The organism is Chryseobacterium rhizosphaerae (assembly GCF_003385455.1).
GTDB classification, from domain to species: Bacteria; Bacteroidota; Bacteroidia; order Flavobacteriales; family Weeksellaceae; genus Chryseobacterium; species Chryseobacterium rhizosphaerae.
The window spans coordinates 37,241-61,634 of the sequence record NZ_QNUF01000031.1; the positions used below are offsets into that span (position 1 = coordinate 37,241).

The following is a 24,394-nucleotide window of genomic DNA, read 5'->3' on the forward strand; positions in this document are numbered from 1 at the left end:
ATTTTTACGGTTTTATTAATTTCCTAATTCCAATTGGTTTTTAACAAGTCTGTAATATTCTCCCCGCATATCTACAAGCTCGGCATGGCTGCCTTCTTCTACTACCTTTCCTTTATCCAGAACAATGATATTGTCGGCATGTTTTACGGTTGACAGTCGGTGGGCTATCACTACTGCAGTTTTACCTTTGAAGAACTGCTCAAGATTTTCCATAATAATCTTCTCATTATTGGCATCCAGTGCTGATGTTGCTTCATCAAATAAAATATATTCAGGTGACTTGTATACTGCTCTTGCGATAAAGAGCCTTTGCTTTTGGCCACCACTTACCCCAACTCCTTCATTTCCTATCTTCGTGTTGTAGCTAAGAGGAAGACTTTCTATAAAGTCTTTGATATTTGCAATTTCTACAGCACGTCTTAGTTTTTTCTTGTCAATATGATCTTCTCCTACAGCGATATTGTTAGCAATGGTATCATTGAAAACATATCCCTCCTGCATTACCACTCCGCAATGGTCTCTCCAATGTCTTGGTGAGATATTTTTCAAACTGGTACTTCCTATTCTGATTTCTCCCTGGTCAGGATCATAAAACTTCATTAATAATTTAAGCAGGGTTGTTTTTCCACTTCCACTGGCTCCTACGATGGCAGTAGTTTTCTGGAAGGGGATGCGAAGGCTTAAATTTTCAAAAACAGGAACATCAGAACCAATATATCTGAAGGAAATATCTTTTACCTCAATATCCTTATGGGGAATTTCTGTAGCATACTGCTCATTTTTATCCTCTTCATCGTCTTTATCATGAATTTCACCCAATCTTTCCAGAGAGATCTTGGCGTCCTGGGTTTGTTTTATAAAATCAATCAACTGAAGCAGGGGGCTGTTAAGCTGTCCGATGATATACTGTACAGAAAGCATCATCCCTAAAGTAAGGTTTCCGCTCAAAACCAATTTTGCAGAAAGGAAGCTCACCAGGATATCCTTTATCTGATTGATAAAGTTTCCTCCTACAGACTGCCACTGTTCCAGACTCAGAGATTTTATTCTTATTTTAAAGAGTTTTACCTGTAAAAACTCCCAATCCCATCTTTTCTGTTTTTCGGCATTATGCATTTTAATCTCCTGCATACCGTTGATAAGCTCAATTACTTTACTCTGTTCCTGAGAAACCTGAGAAAATCGTTTGTAATCAAGCTCTTTTCTCTTTTTAAGGAAGAAGCTGATCCAGCCAATGTATAATATAGCTCCTACAAAATAAACCAGAAATAATCTGTAATCATACAAAAGTAAAACTATACTAAAGATGATAAGATTCACTAATGAGAACAGGGTATTTAATGAAGAACTTGTAAGAAGTTGTTCTATCCTGTGATGGTCATTAATTCTCTGCATAATATCTCCAGTCATTCTCGTGTCGAAGAAACTTATAGGAAGCCTCATCAGTTTGATAAAGAAATCTGAGATAATGGAGATGTTAATTCTGGCTGAGAGATGGAGCAGGATCCAGCTTCGGATCATCTCTATTCCCATTCTTCCGAGGAAAAGCATGATCTGTGCGGTAAGTACAAGATAAATAAAATTAATATCCTGATTTTGAATCCCAACATCTACAATACTTTGGGTAAGAAACGGGAAAATCAGTGATAATAAACTTCCCGCGAGAAGCCCTACTGCCAGCTGAATAACCAGTGATTTATATTTAAGTAGATACCTGGAAAGAAAAGAAAAGCTCGCCTTACTCTGATCAATATCAAATTCAGTCTGGAAAAAAGTGGGTGTTGTTTCTAGAATAAGAATAATACCTTCTTCTGTATTTTCATTCGCATTTTCACCAATCCAGAATTTGATAAACTCATCACGCTCATAGGTGATGAGCCCATAGCTGGGATCGGATATATAAACCTTGTTATTTTTATCAATTTTATAAATAACAACGAAGTGATTTTTGTTCCAATGGGCAATACAGGGAAATGGAACTTCCTGTGTAAGGGTATTGAAATCTATTTGTACACCTAAGGAACGGAATCCTAAGTTTTCTGCGGCATCGCTTAGCCCCAGAAGGCTACTTCCTTCACGTGTGGTTTCAGAAAGGGCGCGAATTTGCTGTAACGATATGCTTTTGCCATAATATTTGCTTACAATCCTGAGGCAGGTAGGGCCGCAGTCTTTGGCATCTGGTTGCTTATAAAAAGGAAATTTCTTCAAAACTAATACTCATTATAAAATGCCGTCATAAGGTGACGACATTTTTTACTTTATTCAATGTTTTAACTCAATAAAATGGATCACTAGAAATAGCACCATTTGTTGCACGTATCTGTAGCAGCTTCTTTGGATGGGTCTGTTTTCGATCCGTTATAGCATGCCAAAACCTGTATTAATGCACAGTCCAGGGCAATTCCTCGTTCTGGAGGTATTAGATTCTTCTTTATATGTTTCATATTATTAGTTTTAGTTTTGCAGCTCTCATGTAGCTTTTAGAACGTTATTTTTCTTTTCCTAAGATAGTGAAATTTTTAATTCAATTGTATTTCTTAGTTTAAAAGTCTTCATCCTCTATTAATTCATCAATGAAAAACCAGATATCTTCACGATCATATTTGTCCGGGAATTGATAACCATTGATAAGAAAAATAGGGGTAAAGTTCAACCCTGCATTATTATTTTCTGCAGACATCGCGATTAATGGATTCAGATTTTCAGAAGTAGGAACTCCTCCGGATAATAGATTGATCTTATTTTCATCTTTGCTTTCAAACCATTCTTCCACTGCATGAAGGAATTCTTTTTCCGGCTTGTTATGGTAGATATAGGTCAGGTCTGAAATTAACTGAGTGTATTTTTCGTTGGCTCTTTCGGGTGTATAATTGAACCTCATTTGTACGGAGATATCGTTTGGATATTTTTTCAGAAGGCTTTCCATTATTTTATGACCATCTTTACAGAAGCCACAATAAGGATTGGAAATTATGGAAATACGAAGTTTTGAATCTTTTTGTCCTACGGAGAAAGTTTGAGTATCCTGAAATGTTACTTTTTCATTTTCCAGCAGTTGACTTTTAAACAGATCATAATTTCTTTTGAACCTAAGGTTTTTAGCATTTGATTTTTGAAGATTTTCTTTTTGTTCAAGAAGGTTATTGAAGTATAAAACAGCAGAGAAAATAAGAACCCATAATATAACGGTCAATAAAAGTGCTCCAATTCCAAAAGACAGATTTTGGAAAAATATACTGCTGATCACCAATTGTCCAACCAGTACAGAAATAATCAATAAACAAACCCTACAAAATGTTTTCTCTACAAATGCTTGTATATACAGTGAATAAGCTATAGCAAGTACTGAAACAAAGGTAAATCCTTTTACAATATAGGCTGAGGCAGGTAGAAAAAGACCTAATACGGCAAGCCCCGAAAAATAGATTAATGAAAAATCAGAGAATTTTAGTCCTAAAATACTGGTTTTATCCTGTTTAATAATCTTATCACATGAATTTGCGGTCTGTACAGTAGACGCTCCACCACATATACTTCCAATAACAGCAGAGGTGTTTCCGAATTTCTGGTTAAAGATTTCCAATGATATATATACTCCGGCAAGAGAAAGCAGGTTAAATAACGCCTCGTAGATGGTCTGACTTAAAAAAGAGTAAATAAGAACCGTTGCAAAAATAAAATAGAGGATAGGTTTGAAATTAAACGTAAGCTTATTTTCTGCAGCTACAGTTTTTTCAAATAAAAGTACAAAGTCAGTAGAGTTTTTGTAAAGCTCGTCTTTATCAATTGTTTTTGATTTTTCTGAATAAACTGAATAACTATTTCCCGACTTTTTCACTAATGAAAAAGAATTTTCGACTATGGCAATAAATTCTTCAGGCAATTCGTCCCAATATTCTTTATCCAGCTCATAAGCATCATTTTTTACCCCCATGAAATTTAAAGTATCACTGAAAGCCAGTGCTGAAGGGTAGTTAGGGTGGGAATTGAACTGGAAAATAAACTCCTGTTTATCGAGTTTTAGATAGTTAATTAGTTTGTCAAAAATCATATTAATATTTTTATCTAAAATACATAGATGTTTTAAATAAACAAAAATATTTTTCTTTTATTAGTGAGATATAACCGAATGTTATAGGATTTAGTTTGACTTTCAATATTTTGTTGGCAGAAAAACATACTATCTTATTTGTGGAAGTGGTTCCCCTCTTGTCAACACCTTGTTTTTAATTCTAAATGCGTCTGTACGCTATCAGATTTGTTATTTTTTGTTTTATCCGTGACTTCCGGCACTTATTTTTTATCATTATCATTTTAATTATACATGCAGCAAAATATCTTTAATAATGACACGATTCCGGGGAATTAAACGTTAAAATAGTTAAATTTCCGTTTAAGATTTTCGAGGATAAATAGCGTTATTTTTTTTGAAATACTTCCAGTTTTTGAATAATAACTCTAATTTTTTGGGCATGAAAAATAGGCAATAAGTCGAATATTTTATCTTTAAACAAATGTTTAATTTTGTAGGTTTTTTACAGTCTGTGGCTGCTTTTAATGGCGTTTTGCTATCGGATAAGGGGATTATTTCTAATTAATAATAAGTGGGGTTGGACTCAAAAAAACTTAAAAAATCATAAAGTTTTCATAAAGTTTTAAAAAAGGGAGTAAATGTTTTTGTATTTATAAAATATATTGTACTTTTACATCGCCTTGAATGAGGGAACAAGTCAAGGTAATAAATTTTTTTTCATCATTTGTGTTTTTAGAATCGTATCGCCTGATACGATTCTTTTTTTTATGTAATTATTTTTCGTAATTTAAGAGGAGATCTATAAAATAAGAATAGGTAACCGAACCTTCCTGTTGATTACTTTTCAGGAATAAATTGTTGGTAAATCCAAAAAAATCATCCAACAAACCCTGGTGATGGGTGATAAAAGCCTTTTCATAAGCCCGATCTCTTTTCATCGCTGGAGAATAGCCTTGAAGAGCAGATTTTACAAAATCAGGATCTTGTTCTACAATGAATCGTAAAAGGCTTTTTAACGTGAAATATTCGGTGCTATAGCGCAAATCGGTATTGTCTGACTGTGTTCCTATTAAATATCCCACAAAATTGGCTTCCTGCTCTCTGGCAAACCCAAGTTGATGAGAGCTTTCATGGGCGGTTGTAAAGGGGATGAATGTAGAGGGCAATTCAGAATTATACTGAGCTTCAGCTGTAAAAGGATTATAGTAACCCAGAATTCCTGTAAAACTCATTATATTTTTAAACAGACTCGGCTTAATATCGAGGATCTGAGGAGCTTTTTTATCTGAAATATAGGTAGGGAGTTTCGTTTGCTGAAAGAGGATTTCCTGCTGCAGAGATTTCAGATCGGTAATTATGAATACTCCTTTACGATCTTCTTTTACCTGCTGTCGGGTTGCTTTACACTTCTCAAGGTATTTTAAAGCCAGTATTTTAGCTTTATTCAGTTGCGGAGTATCCTGGCTTGATAGCTTTTTAATAATAGGGGTTTGGAAGTACAGCATTCCCCAGAATATTTGATAGGTAAAATAAAAGATATTGATGATTCCCAGAATTTTGATCATGGAATTATTCCGGGTTTTCTTCCTGAAGAGTGAACTGAAGTAGTACAGAAGAAATATACCCAGTATTCCATAAATAACATCTCCTGCAGAGAAAGGAAGCCAGCTGAAAAGGGCCTGATGAAGTGGCTTTTGAAGTTCAAAAAATCCTTCAAAAAAAGAAATCATCAGTTTTGATTTTGAAAAACAGTAAAACAAAAGAAATTGGGCAAGTAATAAACCTGCCCAAAATCTCTTTTTCTTATATGTATGTATATTTTTAATGACCACCTTCGGATTCTAAAACGTCAACATTAATTCCTTGTCTAAATAAAGATTTTTTAGCCAAATAAGCAAATATTGTAATGTAAACAAAACATAATACTGGAATAATATACGAGCTGTGAATACCGATAATATCAGCAAGCTTCCCCTGTAATGGAGGAATAATACCTCCACCTAAAATCATCATGACCAGGAATGCTGAACCCTGAGCCGTGTATTTTCCTAAACCGGTAATGGCTAAGGTGAAAATAGAAGGCCACATAATACTGCAGGCAAGTCCTCCTGAAAGGAATGCATAGATCGCAAAATTACCTGTTGTAAGTAACCCGGTAATCATTGCTGCAGTTCCGAATAACCCGAAAATAATCAGGGTCACAGCAGGCTTGTTTTTGCTGATCAGGAATAATACTACCTGAATGGCTACGCAAACTGCATAATAATATAAATGCGACATATCTTTCTGTGCAATCGTATTGATTCCTATAATCACTGAAAATGCAATAAAAGGAACAATGATTGTCGCAATAGTCTGTTGTTGTTTATTAAGGTTGAAAACAGCAATGGCACCGGTCCATCGTCCGATCATTAAACTTCCCCAGTACATAGAAATATAAGGAGCAAGATCAGAAGATTGGTGTCCGCCAAACTCAGGCATGCTTAAAAGTTCTCCAAGGTTACTTCCTATGGCAACTTCTACACCCACATAGGCCAGAATAGCAATCATTCCTAATAAAAGCTGTGGATACTTCATAGCACCCCAGCCTTCAGCATTTTTCTTGGCACTGCTGTTAGCAAATAAAAGAGAAACCACAACGGCAAGTAAAGCCCCTCCAAGATAAAGCATTCTCTTCTTTTCTAGCGGGTGTTTGATGGTTTCCAGTTCTATTTTTTTATCGCTGATCTGTTTTTTGAATACTGTGATTTTTGCAGCATCGGTTTCTTTTGCTACAGTCTGATCCAATACAGTGATTTCATTACCCAGTATTTCAATGTTTTTAGCTTCTTCAGAATTGTAGCTGCTGAACACAGGAATGAAGAAAAGAATGACCAGTATAGTCATTACAACCAATGTTTTTCTGGCTTTTCCTGCTTTTTCCATAGGTTCTGTAGAGATTCCGTCAGGAAGTTTCTTTGAAAAATAGAAAATTCCGGCAGCTATTAAGAAAAGAGCTCCCACTGCTGTGTACAGTAAAATAACTTTATCGAGAGCCAAATGTTTAATCTGGTCATCATCTACAGTAGCTGTCGTTCCGAACAGTGCCAGTCCTACAATAATGGGTCCTATAGAGGTTCCAAAGGAATTGATCCCACCCGCAAGGTTCTGTCTGCTTGCTCCGGTTTTAGGATCTCCCAGCAGAACGGCAAAAGGATTAGCAGCAGTCTGCTGAATCGAAAACCCTAATGCAACCACAAAAAGCCCTATAAGCATCCCGTAGTATACATTGCTTTTAACGGCAATGATCATGATGGCTGCACCAACGGCAGAGAGCAGAAGCCCATAAACAATACTCTTTTTATATCCCCATTTACCAATTATATCAGTACCTTTTATAGTACTGAATATGAAGAGCAGCAATGCTCCCAGGAAATAAGCGGTATAAAATGCAAAATCTATTAACTGAGACTGAAATTGGTCAAGAGAAAAATAGTTTTTACAGAAAGGGATGAAAATACTATTGCCGGCAGCAATAAAACCCCAGAAAAAAAATACAAGTACAAGTGTGTACAGCGCCGGGTAATTAGTCGGCTGATTGGTTTTTGACATATTTTATTGAAAATTTCGCAAACAAATATAACTATTTCTTTTAAATAGAATACTCCAATAAGGTTTTTTTAATTTCTTGATAAGCTTCTGATTTTGAATCTTTTGGAGAATTTGTAGGTTGTATAATTCCATTGAAATAGACCTTTACTCTTCCAGGGTAGCCCTGAGAACTGTCAAAAGGAAACATTTCTTTAAGGCCTATAAAGGTGTATACAGCAATGGGAGAATGGTATTTTGAAGACAACATAAATGCTCCATCCTTAAATTCGTCCAGGATAATACTGGTATCATCAGGAACCCCGCCTTCAGGAAAAATAGCAATGCTGTTTCCTTCTTGCATTTTCTCAGCACACCTCCTGTATACATCTGCTCTGCTTTTTGCACTGGTTCTATCCACCATGACGCATATTCTTTTATAGATGGTACCAAAAATAGGAATCTTTACAAGCTCTTTTTTTCCTACAAAACAAACCGGATGATCCGGGAAAAGAATGCAGGTAAGCATGATATCCATAATAGAAGTATGGTTCGAGATGAAAACATACTGTTGATTTTTATCTTTCTTCTGTTCAGAAAGTTTTATGAGGTCATATCTGAACCCCATTCCGTAGAACATTCCGAAACACCAGATCCTTATAAATTTATAAGCATATTTATAATGCTTTTTATTGAATGATAAAATATAAACAGGGATTCCCATCGTAACTGTTAAGATAAATGCAAGTAACAGCAGCCAGAATCTCCAGAGATAATTTAAAATTTTTGTCACAGTTTAACCATTAAAAATTACTTTCTTTTTTACAGAATAATTGAGAATAGAAACCAGCAGAATAGCAGCAATCTTACTGATCATTTCAGGGCTTAAGGTATAAAAAATTAAATTGATATTATCTTTAAATACAAAGTTGTAAAATATCTGGAAAAAACCTAAGCTGAATAAAGTGGAGATAAAGGAAACTACCATGAAATAAGCAAACTCTTTTTTCTTGGAGTGTTTTCCTCTTTCAAAAACAAACCAGATGCTGAGAAAGTAATTGGTAATGATTCCACAGCTGGTAGAAAAAATATTACTTAAGGGATAATGGATGCCATGGAAATTGGTTTCTCTGGCAAGAAATTGTGGAAGATAGGTGCTGAACACCTTAAAGCTGCCAATTTCTATAATAGCACTGAGTCCTCCTGCTATGATGAAAAACAAAACCTGTTTCTGACGTATGAGTATTTCTTTCATTTAAAAAAACTTATATATCGTGTTAGCTATTAGAATATTATGTCTGTAATTTACTATAATATTGCTTATCAGGGAAAGATTTTTCCGCTGATCATCTTAATGTTTCACAATATGAAGTGCAAATTTATAACTATATGTTAAACACTGAAAAAAGATGTTAAAATATTTTTTTTAATAAAATTTATTTCTAAATTTATTATTCAAAACAGTGTAAAAATAACCTGATAATAAATTCATTTTCAACTTCTTGTGTTGATGGTTTTTTCTATCTTGTAATGCGTGGTTGAAAGCATACTACTCCCATATTTAATGACCCAAATTTTAATAATATTTGTATGAAACGTCAAAACAAATACAGAAAATTCCAGCTTCAACAGAAAAATATTGAGGCTCTTGAGAGAGAAAATTCCCGCTTCAAAAGAGTGTATTCCGAGTATGAAAATATGTCTAATGAGCTTTGGAATCTTGAGAATTCCAGTGGTGAGCCTGTTCCCGATGATTTTATCAATGCAATGGTTTTACAGACATCTTATCTGGAAGATGAGATCGAAGACTGGCTTCTGCAATTCAATGAAAAAAAAACTGATATAAAACATTAGTGATTTTAGACAGCTTCCAGCTTGTTTTAAACGCTAATTGAAGATAAATTCATAATTTAGCATCCTTAAATTAAAATCTAAAATATGGTTGCTATTGTAGATAGTGGTTCTACCAAATCGGATTGGGTAATACTTGATGACTTTAAAAAAGTCTTTCTGAAAACAGAAACCATCGGCTTTAATCCGAATTTTATCAACAAAGAACTTATCGCTCCTGAAATAGAGAAAAACAGCAATCTAATATCGGTCAGAAATTCAATTACCAGAATCTTTTTCTATGGTTCCGGATGTGGAGTACAGAAAAACTGTGAAACCATTGAAAACGAACTCAAGAAAGTCTTTGGAAAAGCAGAAATTATTGTCAGGGAAGATCTGATGGCAGCTGCATATGCTGCATATAGTGGAAAACCGGCAATTGTATGCATTCTGGGGACAGGGTCAAATTCTTGTTTTTTTGATGGTGAAAATCTTAAAATTGAATTGCCGTCTCTTGGTTTCCTTATAGGGGACGAGGGGAGTGGAAGCGCTATTGGAAAACAGTTGGTGCGCAGGTATTTTATGAAAAAGCTGCCCGCAGACCTTCACCGTGAATTTGAATCAGATTATCAGCTGACCATAGAAGATGCATTGAAAAATATGTATCATGCTCCAAGGCCAAATGCTTATTTGGCTCATTTCAATAAATTTGTTGTGGATAGAAAAGATCATCCTTATCTAAGGGATATGGTTTTTGAAGAAATGAAAAATTTCTTCGAATACCAGGTTCTTCCTTATCACGAAGTGAATGAAGCTGAGATTAATTTTATTGGCTCCATTGCTTATTATTACGAAAATATTCTACGTTCTGTTGCTACAGAACTTAATTTAAATGTGGGACATGTTGTTCAGAAACCAATTGAAAGCTTAGTAGATTACCACATTAAATATATACTCTAACAAAAAATAAAACCTATGTCAAGTAACAATAATCGCGACGAAAAGAACTTTAGTCAGGCCGCGTTAGACTATCATAAAGCAGAACCTAAAGGGAAAATTGAAGTGATCCCGTCAAAACCGCACTCTTCTCAAAGAGATTTGTCATTGGCATATTCTCCCGGAGTAGCAGTTCCTTGTATGGAAATCTTCGAAAAACCTGAAACGGTTTATGATTATACAGGAAAAGGAAACCTGGTGGCTGTAATTTCTAATGGTACTGCTGTACTTGGATTGGGAGATATTGGGGCAGAAGCTTCAAAACCGGTAATGGAGGGAAAAGGTCTTTTGTTTAAGATCTTTGCTGATATCAATGTTTTTGATATTGAGATCAATGAGAAAGACCCGGATAAATTTATTGAAATTGTAAAGGGTATTGCTCCTACTTTTGGAGGGATCAACCTTGAAGATATTAAAGCTCCGGAAGCATTTTATATAGAGCAAAAGCTGAAAGAGGAATTGAATATTCCTTTGATGCATGATGACCAACACGGAACAGCTATTATTTCTGCTGCTGCATTAATTAACTCTTTGCAGATTGCCAATAAAAAGATTGATGAAGTGAAAATGGTGGTGAATGGAGCTGGAGCAGCTGCTATTGCCTGTACCAAGCTTTATATTTCATTAGGACTGAAAAAAGAAAATGTTCTGATGTGTGACAGTAAGGGAGTTATCAACCATAAAAGAGAAAATCTTACTCCTGAAAAGCTAGACTTTATTGCTCAGACAGATATCGAAACATTGGAAGATGCGGTAAAAGGATCTGATGTTTTTGTTGGTTTGTCTAAAGGAAACGTGATGACCCCTGAAATGTTATTGAGTATGGGAGAAAATCCAATTGTATTTGCATTGGCTAATCCGGATCCGGAGATTGCTTATGATCTTGCGATTGAGACCCGTAAAGATGTTATTCTTGCTACAGGAAGAAGTGACTATCCTAACCAGGTTAATAATGTACTGGGATTCCCTTATATTTTCCGTGGAGCATTAGATGTTCAGGCTACAGGAATTAATGAAGAAATGAAACTGGCAGCGGTACACGCTATTGCTGATTTGGCGAAAGAGCCGGTACCTGAGGCTGTTATTCTGGCGTATAACGTTCAGAGTCTGCAGTTCGGAAGAGACTATTTTATTCCAAAACCTTTTGATAACAGACTGATCACAAAAGTATCAAGCGCTGTGGCAAAAGCTGCGATTGAAAGTGGAGTTTCAAGAAAAACAATTACTGATTTTGAAGAGTATGAGCACCAGCTTTTAGACAGAATGGGAAGAGATGAGAGATTGGTAAGAATGATGCAGAGCCGTGCAAAATCTAATCCGAAAAGAATCACTCTAGGAAATGCAGAAGAGTACAATGTACTGAAAGCAGCCCAAATTCTTTATGAAGAAGGAATTGCTTACCCAAGCCTTCTGGGAGACAAAAAGTACATCAAGGAGCAAATGGAACGTTTTGGAATCAACCTGGATATTCCAATCATTGACCCAAGTGATGATGATCAGAAAGAAAACAGAAAGAAATACAGAGAAACACTTTGGAAACTTCGTCAGAGAAAAGGGATGAATGAGTACAAAGCGAAAAGATACGTTCGTCAGAGAGACTATTTTGGACCTCTAATGCTAAAGCATGGAGATACCGATGGTCTGATTGTAGGATTCTCTAAAAACTATACTTCAGTATTGCGTCCTATTTTGGAAGTTATTGAAAAAGATAAAGGAGTAGATAAAGTGTCAGCAATGATGATGATTCTTTCTGAAAAGAAACCTATTTTCTTTGCAGATACTTCTATCAACCAGAATCCTACAGCAGAAGATCTTGTGAATATTGCTAAAATGGCAGAATTTACCGTGAAATCTTTTGCTATCGAACCTAGAATTGCGATGCTTGGATTCGAAAATTTCGCAGCAATTTCTGATACTTCAAAGAAAGTAGCTAAGGCTGTGAGTATCCTTCATGAGAAATATCCTAAGATGATTGTAGATGGTGAAATTCAGCCGGATTTTGCGATGAATGCAGATCATTTAAGTGATTATCCTTTCTCCAAATTAGGAACAACACCTGCCAACACATTCATCTTCCCGAATCTTGAAAGTGCCAACTTATCATATAAAATTCTAAGAGGTATGAAGGTAGCGCAGGTAATAGGACCTATCTTAATGGGATTAAAGCAACCGGTACATGTACTTCAGATGCGTTCAAGCGTTGATGAGATTGTGAACCTTGCTACCATTGCTGTTCTTGATGCACAGAGAAGAGAGAAGAAGGCGTAATAATTAAGATATTTAAGGTTTTTATAAAAACCGGTATAGAACCAGACGAATATTCGTCTGGTTTTTTTATGAAAAGAAATATAAAGTTTGGCTTCTGCGTGCAAGATGAGTAATTTCTGCTATTTAAGGAGCATGGATTTTTATTATTTACGCAGATAAGTAAGTTTGTCTTTTTGCTGTTTTTTGTGGTTAGCTTAATTTATGTATTGGTTTTTGTGATAAATAGTTCAAAATATTCATTGATATTAGTTTTCTAATGAGTTGTCATTGGTTTTTTGGGGAGTGTTGGGTTTATTTAATATCTTAGGAGGTATTAAAAACACAAGAGAGATTAAAAGCAAATACAGATGCATGAAAAAAGATCCCCTTTTTGATTCCGGAATTATACATGAAAGGTAGAATATTACTGCCGAATCAAAGATTGGTTTTGGAATATCCCGATATTTAGATATATCCTTTCCGGTAAAATTCTTTGTTTTTTTATGAAACAAGACAACAGTTAGCCTTATGCTGTTGAAAGATCTGTATGGTTTTTAGTTGATTCTTTTTAGTAAAGAAACACTATGAAAAAAAAGACATTCACAACGTTGGGGTTACCTCTGCTTCTGATGGTCGGATCCCTGTGCTATTCACAAAAATTTAATTTCAACCCTCATGAGTTATCCATCAATGGGTACATAAGAACAGGAATAGGAGGCACTGACGGAAATCAAATGGTCAATTTTACAACTCCGGAAAATATACATAAATTCAGAATGGGTAATGAAGCCAATCATTATGGAGAACTCCAGTTTAATTACCGGTATAAAAATAAAGATTCTGTAAATATGTATGAAGTAACCTATATGATGGCGAAATTTATTCCTTATGGAGGTGATGATTATAAACAGTTTCCTCAGACCGCCCAGTTATACGGAAAGATAAATAATGTAGTCAGAAATGCCAATATTTGGATAGGAAAACGATATTACGATCGTAGGAATAGTGAATTATTGGATTATTTTTGGCTTAATTCTGCGCAAAATTCACAGGTAGGTATTGGGATTGAGAATTATAAGATTAAAAATTCCGGGAACTTAAATGCTGCATTCATAAGATTTAAATATGGAAATAATGATTCTCATTCTTATGTAACTGATCTTAGGTATTTGGATATTCCCGTTTCAGAACACTCGAAAATTAACCTCCTTGGCCAGTATAGCATTAAAACCGAAAATGAAATAGAGGATACTCCAAAATCTTTTGGATACGCAGTTGGAGGATGGTGGACGTATTCCAAAAAGAATATTACCCATACTTCTACCATAATATTCAGAAAAGGAAGTTCAATTACAGATAATTTTTATACAGGAAAAACGGTATCAGATTTTACAGGCGGAAAAAGAATGTATAATCTTGATCATGCCAACTCATTGGATATCATTAATAATTTTGTTTATGATGATAAACGGAGACATGCAGTGCAGGCATCACTTACTTATCAATACAAGGATTTTGGGATTGGCAATACCAATGAAAATGGAGTGGTACTCGATAATAAAGTAGCAAAAAACTGGGTGAGCATAGGCTTTCGATATCTGTATTATATTAACAAACATTTTAATCTGGCAGTGGAAGCCGGAAATGATTATATGAAAGATAACAGGTCTGCAATAGAAGGAAGTTTACAGAAAGTAACATTTTCCCCTCAGATTTCCTGGGATTACGGATATTATTCAAGACCGGTAGTAAGACCGTTTATTACCTATGCCCATTGGTCTGATAGCTTCATGGGGATAACAGGGGTGTCAGACTTCAATACCCGGCTTCTGAATAAAAATCATGGAATATCCTATGGACTTCAACTAGAGATTTGGTGGTAAATAACGAGGGCTGAACATGATAGGACTGCCTGGAAATCATGGGAGAGGCTAAGGTGAAGTTTTCGTTTTTTCAAATCTTTTGTTTTTCTTACAAATGATTGAATTCCACTTCAAAATTTAAGTTAAAAATCATTCGTACGTGAAATGAAAATATTAATTAGTTTAAATTGCTATATTTGGGAGTTTTAAAAATTAATAATGATATTTTCTTTACAAGGCACCGTTCAGGAACTTACGCCTACCTACGCAGTAATTAATGTACAAGGAGTTGGTTACTATGTAGGTATCAGTTTAATGACCTCACAGACGCTGGTTTTGAATCAGCAGACCTTCTTATTTATTCAGCAGATCATCCGTGAAGATGCTCATCTCCTCTTTGGATTTAACACTCGTTCAGAAAAAGAAATGTTTAATCTGTTAATAAGCGTTAATGGAGTAGGAGCTATTTCAGCCCTTATTCTGCTATCAACATTGAGCCTTGATGAGATTGCTTCTGCAGTACTTTCAAAGAACAGTGCTTTGATCCAAAAAGCAAAAGGTATCGGAGCAAAAACGGCTGAAAGAATTATTGTTGATCTTAAAGATAAAGTCCAGAAATTCAGTGATCCTGCAGAGAATATTTCTGCATGGGTAGATAATAAAATTAAGGAAGAAGCGTTATCTGCATTAGAAGTTTTAGGGATTCCTAAGCGGATGAGCGAGAAGATTGCTGATAAAATATTAAAACAAGATCCAAGCATCTCGGTTGAAGAATTGGTAAAACAAATTTTAAAAAACATTTAACATTTGGTGGCGAATAATAAGCATCTTAACATATTTTTGTTCCTGTCGTTTCTTTGTATGTCTGTCAGTGCCTTTGCACAACAGCAGAAGAAGGATACAGCAATCATAAGAAAAGAATATGAAGTGGCCGACCCTACAAGGTATGAAGCCTATTACGACATAAAAACCGGGATGTACTATGTGTATCCTAAAGTTGGGAATACCATTACAGGACCTCCCACAGCTATGTCTCCTGAAGAATATAAAGAATATATGCTGGCCACTCAGACCAGAGCATATTATAAGGAGAAATCTGAAAAATACAATCTCCTTTTCAGAAAAGATAAAACAGACGCGCGTAAGAAAGGGCTTATCCCTTCAGTGCAGATCAATAACAGACTCTTTGAAACTATTTTCGGAGGAAATAAGATTGAAATCATTCCTACAGGATACGCCTCCCTTGATTTTGCCGGCCTTTACCAAAAAATAGATAACCCGATGATTCTGCCTCAAAACAGGACCAGTTTTACTTTTGATATCAATCAGAGAATTCAGCTGGGATTATTGGGTAAAGTAGGAGAGAACCTTCAGTTAAAAGCCAATTATGATACCCAAAGTGGTTTTGCTTTTGAAAACAGGATGAACCTTGTATGGCAGGCTAAAGGAAACTGGAAGGATCTTCAGAGCAAAGGCCTTGGAAATGTGGATAAACCTAATGCAGGTGGCGAAGATAAAATCATCAAAAGGGTTGAATTTGGTAACGTAAATATGCCGCTTTCAACAAGTTTGATCCGTGGGTCACAATCTTTATTTGGGGTGAAGGCTGAATTTCAGCTGGGTAAAACCTTTGGAACAGTTGTCCTTTCCCAGCAACAAGGTGAAGCCAGAAATATTGTAGTACAGGGCGGTGGAGTAATGAATAACTTTAAAGTCAATGCCATCGACTATGAAGATAACCAACACTACTTTTTAGGACATTATTTCCTGGGTAAGTATGATGATGCATTAGCCAATTACCCACAGATTAATTCAACGATCAATATTACCAGAATGGAAGTTTGGGTATTGGATCAGGGAAATAGCAATCTGGCTTATCAAAAGAGTATTATCGGGATCAGAGACCTGGGAGAAGGTGCTGGTGGAGCAATCCTACCGGACAACTCTCTGAATGGGTTATATAATGCTGTGAGTACTACGGCAGGGACCAGAGAACCTGGTAAAAATTATGGTGCTATTTTTCAGGGGCAGGTTTTCCCGGGAAGTGCAGCACCCTATGACAATGGTGAAGAATTTATTTTCAATACAAAAGCGAGAAGGCTTAATACGAATGAATATACATTACAACCGCAATTAGGATACGTTTCCTTAAACCAGAAACTTAACGAGAACCAGCTTTTAGCGGTTTCTTATTCCTATACGGTAGGGGGAAGTAATAAAGTATATAAAGTAGGGGAATTTTCAGAAGAAAGCCCCGTTTTGATTACCAAGGTTTTAAGACCAAACAATAAGGTAAATACCCAATCACCAATGTGGAAGCTGATGATGAAGAATATTTATTCTTTAGATGCAGGGCAGGTTGCACAGGACGGATTTATTCTGAATTTATATTACAGAGATCAGAAAACGGGAGGTAAAGTAAACTATCTTCCAGGTACCCAGGTACAGGATCAGAACTTACTGAAATTAATGAACTGGGACCGTTTGAATATGAACGGAGATGTCCAGAATAATCAGGACGGTTCTAAAGGTGATGGTATTTTTGACTTTGTAAATGGCCTTACAATCCGACCGGAAACAGGAAGAATTATCTTTACTAAAGTACAGCCGTTTGGAGATTATATGCAAGCTAAGATCGGAAGTAATGATCCTCAATATGTTTTTCATGATCTTTATGATAAACAGAAACAGGATGCCCTTTCCAGTAACTTAGCATTGAGATATACAATGGAAGGACGTTACAAAGGAACACAGGGACAGGGTATTTCTTTAGGAGCTGTCAATGTTCCGCAAGGATCTGTAAAAGTTTCTGCCAATGGAGTACAGTTGAATGAAGGAGTAGACTATACCGTAGACTATATGCTGGGAACTGTGACGATCATTAATGAAAATGTGAAGCAGTCTGGGCAGGCCATTAATATTTCATTAGAAAACCAATTGACATTTAATACCCAAAGAAAAAGATTCTTAGGATTAAATTTAGAAAGAAGGTTTAATGAAAACTTTATTTTAGGAGCCACAGTTGTCAATTATTCAGAATCACCACTTACTCAGAAAGTAAACTACGGACAGGAGGCTGTTAATAATACAATGGCGGGGATCAACTTGATGTACAACAATCAGGTGCCATTCCTGACAAGGCTTACAGATAAACTGCCATTGGTGAAAACAGAGGCACCGTCCAACGTAAACTTTAGGATGGAGGGAGCTTATTTACTTCCGGGATTAAATAAAGGAACCAATGATCAATCCTATATTGATGATTTTGAACAAACGACTTCTAAAATATCCCTAAAAGAACCTGCTGCATGGAGCTTAGCCTCAAGGCCAGAGAAAAATACAGTGGCTCCGTTCAACAATCCTCCTCTTAATGATGATCTGACCAGCGGCTACGGAAGAGGTCTGTTATCCTGGTATAATATTGATCCGAGATTCTGGGGAGTAGGGGGAAGAACACCTGCAGGGATTACCCCACAGTCTGTATCCAATCACGCTTCAAGAAGAGTTCAATTATCCGAGATCTATAATAACAGGGATTTTGTAGCAGGAGAACAAACCTTTACAAATACTTTTGATATCTCATACTATCCTCAGGAAAGAGGTCCTTATAACGTAAATCAGGCCACTGAACTGGCACAAAACAGATGGGCCGGTATCATGAGACCGATCAGTGTTTCTAACTTTGTAAACTCAAATATTGAGTATGTTGAGTTTTGGATGATGGATCCTTATGCAGATGGTAACCAACTGGGAGCGAATCCCAAGCTTTTACTGCATTTAGGAAATGTTTCTGAAGATGTACTGAAAGATGGAAAAATGCAGTATGAAAATGGACTTCCGACTCCGGCAACTCCATCTACAACGACCAACTCAAACTGGGGAACACAGCCAAAGCAGCCACCTATTCTGTATGCATTCTCTACCGAAGGAGAAAACAGAAAAGCACAGGATGTAGGATATGATGGATTAAGTTCCGATCAGGAGTCCATGAAATTTGGAAATACATTTGTGAACCCGGTAACTAATGCATCTGACCCTGCATTGGATGACTTCGTGTTCTTTATGTCTGACCGGTTTACAGGAAGCCAAGCCGCTTCACTGGTTCAGCGATATAAATATTTCAGAAACCCGGACGGAAACTCTGAAGCAAACTCTTTAAATGTAGCTTCACAAACACCGGATGCTGAAGATATCAACAGAGATTATAACCTTGATCAAACTGAAAACTATAACCAATATGTTGTAAAACTGGATAAGCCAAGTCTTACATTGGGAGATAACAATATCGTTGATGTAAAGACGGTAAAAGCCAACTTCCAGAACGGACAGTCTTCGGATGTAAAATGGTACCTTTTCAGAATTCCAGTGTCTAAATTTGATCCTAGTGAAGGAGCACATGAAACCTCCGTTTTAAATAATGTAAGATTTGCCAGATTAATGTTAACAGGATTTGAGCAAACTTCTACATTAAGATTTGGGACAATGGATCTTGTAAGATCAGACTGGAGAAAATACCCTAGAAACATTGCTGTTTATCAGTCACAGGGTGCTAATCCTTCAAAGGATGAAGGAAGTATGGAGGTTAATACATCCAACTTAGAAGTTGGGAGTGTTAACATTGAAGAGAATGCCTTTAACCAACCTCCATATGTGTTGCCTCCGGGGATTGACAGACAGGTGTTGAGTGGAAATGCAGGAGCGCAAAGACAGAATGAAGCTTCTTTGTATATGAAGGCAGACCAATTGGAAAGTAGTGAAGCTAGAGGAGTGTTTAAAAATACGACTTTGGATATGAGAAGGTATAAGAGACTGAGACTTTTTACACATGCTCATGATCCAGCGAATAGAGATAAATATTTAGGAAGGATAGATCCTAAAACTAAGTTTTTCATCCGTTTTGGAAGTGATGCTACAGATAACTATTACGAATATGAAGCTGCTTTGAAACTTACAAGAACTACAGAAACAACACCAATGGAAATCTGGCCAATGGAGAATGAAGTAGATTTGGAAATTCAAAGCTTTGTAGATGCAAAAATCAGAAGAGATAAAAATAAGTCAGATAAAATTTCAGAAAGAATTTTAGATGATGTTTTTGGTGGAGGTGACAGTTCTAAAAGGATCTATATCAAAGGTCGTCCAAGTTTAGGAAATATCACTACTATTATGATTGGGGTAAGAAATGGTATTGCAAGAGGAGAAACAGATGCAGAAGCTATAAATAGAGTACTTTGGGTTAACGAAATCCGTCTTTCTGAAATTGAAAATGATGGAGGATATGCTGGGAATGCAAGCTTAAATTTCAATATGGGAGATTTTGCAACAGTGAATGCAAATGCTTCTTATACCTCAGTTGGATTTGGAAATATAGATTCAAAACCGGCAGAAAGAAATCAGTCTACCCAATCAGCATTCAGTATTAATACCGCTATTAATGTTGATAAATTATTACCGGAGAAAACAGGTATGAAAATACCTTTGAATTACTCTTATTCACAAACTATCGAAGATCCGAAATATAATCCTTTGGATACGGATGTTGAGTTTAGCAAGGCTCCTAATAAAGAGCAGCTGAAAAAGGTAGCAAGAACGTATACTCAGCAGAGAAGTATTGGAGTAGTCAATATGCGTAAAGAAAGGGTGAATCAAAATAAAAAGCCTAAATTCTATGATATAGAAAACGTTTCAGTAACCGCTGTTTATAACGATGATTATTTCAGAGATATCTACACCAAGAAAAACTACAGACAATACCTGAGAGGATATGTTGATTACAATTATACCTTTAAGCCATGGGTGATTAAACCGTTCAATAAGATGATCAGTGATACGGCAAAATCTACCAAGTATCTGAGATGGGTGAAGGAATTCAACTTTAACCCGGTTCCTACAAGACTATCGTTCAGAACGGAAATCGACAGGAATTATAATGAACTTGAGTTCAGAAATGTAGAGGCTATTTTAGGAGGAGATACCAGCGGTGATCTAGGAGCATTAAGAAACAGAAACTTCTATTTCGGCTGGCAGTATGGATTAGGATTCAACTTTACAAAATCATTAAAACTGGAAATCAATTCTGCAACCAGAACTTTGAATGATAATGTAGATGTGAACACCATGGACAATAAAGCCATTTTTGGAAATATATTCAGAGCAGGAAGACCGGTATTGTATAACCACAGGGTTCAGCTGAACTATAAACTGCCATTCCAGTACCTTCCTTATTTAGATTTCATTAATGCTGAAGTAGGATATGGGTTTACCTATAACTGGAATGCAAGATCTACAGCATTGCTTGCAAGTCCGGAAGGTTCGTTGGGATCTGTAGGACAGAATACCAATGTGATCCAGGCAACTGCTACTGCAGATATTCCAAAGTTCTTCGGTCAGTTTAAATATTTTAAAAATATTTCTACCAAACTGCAAAAACGTAAACAGGAAATTGATTCCTTGAATAATGTGTATACACAGCAATGGGCAAAGAACAGGTACAGATATAAAAATTATAAGTTTAAAAATAAACTGACAGTGCTTGAAAGTGCAGCGTTCTTCCTGACCTCTTTCAAACAGTTGGACGTGAATTATAATGAAACTAACGGTACTGTACTTCCGGGATTATTGTCTGCCCCGAACTGGTATGGCTCCGGACAGACATTAGGAGGTCCTACATTAGGATTCCTGTTTGGATCACAGGCTGATATCAGAAGAACCGTGATGGAGAATGGCTGGGTAAGTAATTCCCCATACATGACAGATCCATATGTAAGGATGTCGACCAAAGAACTGAGGGCAAATCTCCAAGTTGTTCCAATGAACGATTTTAGAATAGATCTTAATGTATTGCATAATTATAACAGAAATTTTTCACATACAGGATTTAATTATACAAGTGGAGGTGTTGCCAATCCAGACTTTACGTTTGCTACTGATTTAATAACCTATTCCAATTCTACAGTACTTCTTAGTACTTCATTTAAAGATGGGCAGGCTGTTTATCAGACAATCAGAGAAAATGCAAGAATACTTTCAACCCGTTTAGGAGGTCCGAATGCAGTTATCGGGAATGACGGATTTGCAGAGCATTACAGCATATCCAATGCTTATGTATTAATTCCGGCATTTAGAGCGGCCGTTGAAGGTAAAGCGGTGAAGACAATGGGTGATCCCAAAAAAGCAGGATTCCCGTTACCAAACTGGCGAATTACCTATTCAGGACTAAGAAATGTACCAATGATTAATGGGCAGTTTACAAAATTTGATATTCTGCATGGATATACGGCAACCTATACGGCAACCGGAATTCAGTCCAGTATTGACTATTTCAATAGTTTAATTACTAAAGTTAATGATCCAAATTCTGCATTTGATGTGAATAAAGATTACATCAATCCATTTACTTTTGCTCAGGTTGGCTATGTAGAATCATTTGCACCGCTTATCGGAGTAGATGTAACCATGAGAAATAATATGCAGTTCGGATTACAGTATAACAGAAATAGAATGATGGTACTGGGATTAGTGAATCATACCCTTACTGAAGATTCCAACTCAGAATATGTGGTAAGACTGGGATATATTGTCCGCAACTTCAGGTTGGGAATGGCGAATGTAAGAGGTTCAAGAGGAAAAGGAAGTGATCTTAATATCAGAGGAGATATTTCATTGAGAGACAGTAAAACCTCTATTATGAATATCTTGTTGAATGACTCTCAGATCACAGGAGGACAAAAGCTTTTAAATATCAAACTTTCGGCAGACTATAATGTTTCTGAGAATCTGAATTTAAGAGTGTTCTACGAACAGATGACTTCCAAGTATAAGATATCAACCGCATTCCCATTGTCAACGGTTAGAGCAGGTATTTCTGCAACGTTTACATTCGGTGATGCTGGTGGTGGCTTCTAAGAAGATATAATAACAATAAATAAACTAAAATCCCTTTCTATAACAGAAAGGGATTTTTATATACTATGATGAGGTTGGAAAAGGTCACTATAGCTAAATGTATATTGTATATGAATTTTGTTGAGGTTAATCTCTCACGATATCTTGCAGGAATCTATAGCGTAATCCTGATTGATATAAATGGAAAGACCTATCCGAACAAGGTTGTCAAAAAATAATATTAACCAGAATCGCTGCTTCGGCAGCGATTTTTTTATTTCCACTCAAAATTTCTGTAAGATGCTTATTAAAGCTTTGAACCTTTTAGAATTTTGAATACATTTGTAAAAATAAAAATTTAAAAATGAACACACCATCAGAATTAAAGTACACTAAAGATCACGAATGGATCAAGATTGAAGGTAATGTTGCTACAATTGGTATTACAGACTTTGCTCAGGGAGAACTTGGGGACATCGTATATGTAGATGTAGATACTGTAGATGATGACCTTAATGGAGGAGATGTTTTTGGAAGTGTAGAAGCGGTAAAAACTGTTTCAGATTTATTCTTACCTATTGCAGGAAAGGTTATTGAATTTAATTCAGAATTAGAAGCCCAGCCTGAGTTGTTGAATACAGACCCTTATGGAAACGGATGGATTATCAAATTAGAACTTGCTGATGGAGCAGATCAGTCTGAATTACTTTCAGCTGAAGATTACCAGGCTATCATTGGATAAGATTTCAAAAATATTTAGTAAGATATTGCCCATTTATTGGGCATTTCTTACTTACATGCTTCTCAAGCCCGGGGTGGAGAACCAGGAATATTGGTTCATGTTCAGTGGTATAGACAAAGTTTTGCACCTGTGTATATTTGCAGCACTGGGATTCTCTTTCATTGCTACATTCCCCAGAATAAAATTCTCTTACTTTTTTCAGATCATCCTTATCTATGCTTTTCTTACTGAAATTTTGCAGGAAGAAATGGGATTGGGCAGATCTATGGAAACACTCGATATCGTAGCAGACACTATCGGATGTCTTATAGGTTACTATACCTATAAAATATTGATCAAACGCTTTTTCTGATATACCCTATAATTTGAAACAGGAAAACTCCGTATTTCAAATTTTCCAAAACATTGGGACATTTACATTCTCACCCCCTCAACTCCCAACCTCTAGGGTCCACCAACTTTCAGACTCTCCAACCCTCAGACTCTCTAACACCAGTAGCTTTTTCCCGCTATCCACTCATACTCCTCGCGCCAAGGCTTTCCAGTGCTGTAATCCTTATGCTTTCCAGCCTGTGCTGTGGGGTATCCGTTTCTATCGGGGCTAGGGGAGTAGATATAGATTATAAATATAGGCTGATGAATAACTGGTAGTCAATAGTCAATATAGCCAGCCATCAGTCGCTAGCAGCCAATAGCCAGCTGCCAATCAATTCTTTTTGGAAATGCATATTCAATAGGAGTGTGCTTTAGCCCGCTCAAATAAAATCAACCTCTGCCCTGGCTTTAGCCCAACCATAATTGAGATACTCTATCCTATAAAAGAATACCCCTACTATATATATGTATAACTTCCATCACTCATCACTCATCACTCATCACTCCTCATCTCAGCTCCCTCCCACGCTCCAATGCGTTGCTTCAAACATTTGTTTAAAATTTTCTCCCTTGCCTACCAGTATGTTAGATTTAAATATTACATAATTGTAAATTTAAAGTTAAATAAACTTGTTTGGTATAGGTAAGTTGGCTTACCTTTGCCCCACTGAAAAACGAAAGATATTCAGTAAGCGCAGAAGAGCTTTTAGCTAAGCAGAAACGATATACTTTATAAGATAATAATTCTAAAAAACGTGATCAAAACTTTTTAAAAATAAAAGTTGCGAAAGTGAAAAAGATTTGTATCTTTGCAGTCCCAATATGGGAGCGCAGGAGTAGATGGATTGAGGGTTTAGA

15 protein-coding genes are annotated in these 24,394 nt (G+C 36.2%); 8 read left to right on the forward strand and 7 right to left on the reverse strand.

All coding sequences use genetic code 11. The features are described 5' to 3' along the window. Window positions 1-15 precede the first annotated feature (15 nt). From DRF57_RS20165 to DRF57_RS20190, 7 genes are all read right to left on the reverse strand, one after another. Complete coding sequence (locus DRF57_RS20165) at window positions 16-2,208, reverse strand: peptidase domain-containing ABC transporter (RefSeq protein ID WP_047496643.1); 2,193 nt, start codon at window positions 2,206-2,208, stop codon at window positions 16-18. An 83-nt stretch (window positions 2,209-2,291) separates the two neighbouring features. Further along, window positions 2,292-2,444 carry a hypothetical protein gene (locus DRF57_RS23735; RefSeq protein ID WP_157969923.1) on the reverse strand — a complete coding sequence of 51 codons (153 nt, stop codon included), beginning with the start codon at window positions 2,442-2,444 and terminating at the stop codon, window positions 2,292-2,294. Window positions 2,445-2,542: 98 nt separating this feature from the next. Continuing rightward, on the reverse strand, window positions 2,543-4,051 hold the full coding sequence (locus DRF57_RS20170) for a vitamin K epoxide reductase family protein (RefSeq protein WP_115920518.1): 1,509 nt from the start codon (window positions 4,049-4,051) through the stop codon (window positions 2,543-2,545). A 755-nt stretch (window positions 4,052-4,806) separates the two neighbouring features. Continuing rightward, complete coding sequence (locus tag DRF57_RS20175; RefSeq protein ID WP_115920530.1) at window positions 4,807-5,850, reverse strand: DUF3810 domain-containing protein; 1,044 nt, start codon at window positions 5,848-5,850, stop codon at window positions 4,807-4,809. A gap of 4 nt (window positions 5,851-5,854) precedes the next feature. Next, window positions 5,855-7,624 (reverse strand): MFS transporter, encoded by a 1,770-nt coding sequence (locus tag DRF57_RS20180; RefSeq protein ID WP_047496637.1) that lies wholly within the window; start codon window positions 7,622-7,624, stop codon window positions 5,855-5,857. A 40-nt stretch (window positions 7,625-7,664) separates the two neighbouring features. Next, window positions 7,665-8,393: a lysophospholipid acyltransferase family protein gene (locus tag DRF57_RS20185; RefSeq protein WP_047496635.1), complete on the reverse strand. Its 729-nt coding sequence runs from the start codon at window positions 8,391-8,393 to the stop codon at window positions 7,665-7,667. Between the two features lie 3 nt (window positions 8,394-8,396). Further along, on the reverse strand, window positions 8,397-8,855 hold the full coding sequence (locus tag DRF57_RS20190) for a GtrA family protein (protein WP_115920520.1): 459 nt from the start codon (window positions 8,853-8,855) through the stop codon (window positions 8,397-8,399). Window positions 8,856-9,190: 335 nt separating this feature from the next. Between DRF57_RS20190 and DRF57_RS20195 the strand changes: the two genes are divergently transcribed. The 8 genes from DRF57_RS20195 (at window position 9,191) to DRF57_RS20230 (ending at window position 23,513) form a co-directional block, all read left to right on the forward strand. Then, window positions 9,191-9,454 (forward strand): hypothetical protein, encoded by a 264-nt coding sequence (locus tag DRF57_RS20195; protein ID WP_047496631.1) that lies wholly within the window; start codon window positions 9,191-9,193, stop codon window positions 9,452-9,454. An 84-nt stretch (window positions 9,455-9,538) separates the two neighbouring features. After that, entirely contained in the window at window positions 9,539-10,390 is an 852-nt protein-coding gene (locus tag DRF57_RS20200; RefSeq protein WP_047496627.1) for an ATPase, read from the forward strand. A gap of 15 nt (window positions 10,391-10,405) precedes the next feature. Beyond that, window positions 10,406-12,694 (forward strand): NADP-dependent malic enzyme, encoded by a 2,289-nt coding sequence (locus DRF57_RS20205; protein ID WP_115920522.1) that lies wholly within the window; start codon window positions 10,406-10,408, stop codon window positions 12,692-12,694. Between the two features lie 563 nt (window positions 12,695-13,257). Next, window positions 13,258-14,556, forward strand: a complete 1,299-nt coding sequence (locus DRF57_RS20210; protein WP_115920524.1) for a carbohydrate porin — start codon at window positions 13,258-13,260, stop codon at window positions 14,554-14,556. Window positions 14,557-14,754: 198 nt separating this feature from the next. Beyond that, window positions 14,755-15,339 (forward strand): Holliday junction branch migration protein RuvA, encoded by a 585-nt coding sequence (gene ruvA, locus DRF57_RS20215; protein ID WP_047496615.1) that lies wholly within the window; start codon window positions 14,755-14,757, stop codon window positions 15,337-15,339. 57 nt (window positions 15,340-15,396) lie between these two features. Beyond that, the gene (sov, locus tag DRF57_RS20220; RefSeq protein ID WP_115920526.1) at window positions 15,397-22,440 is read left to right on the forward strand and encodes a T9SS outer membrane translocon Sov/SprA; all 7,044 of its coding nucleotides are present in this window, start codon (window positions 15,397-15,399) and stop codon (window positions 22,438-22,440) included. A gap of 343 nt (window positions 22,441-22,783) precedes the next feature. Beyond that, on the forward strand, window positions 22,784-23,161 hold the full coding sequence (gene gcvH / locus DRF57_RS20225; RefSeq protein WP_115920528.1) for a glycine cleavage system protein GcvH: 378 nt from the start codon (window positions 22,784-22,786) through the stop codon (window positions 23,159-23,161). Further along, a complete protein-coding gene (locus tag DRF57_RS20230; protein WP_307724841.1) occupies window positions 23,103-23,513 on the forward strand; it encodes a VanZ family protein in 411 nt (136 codons plus the stop codon). Before gcvH ends, DRF57_RS20230 begins: the two co-directional genes overlap by 59 nt. The last annotated feature ends 881 nt before the right edge of the window (window positions 23,514-24,394 follow it).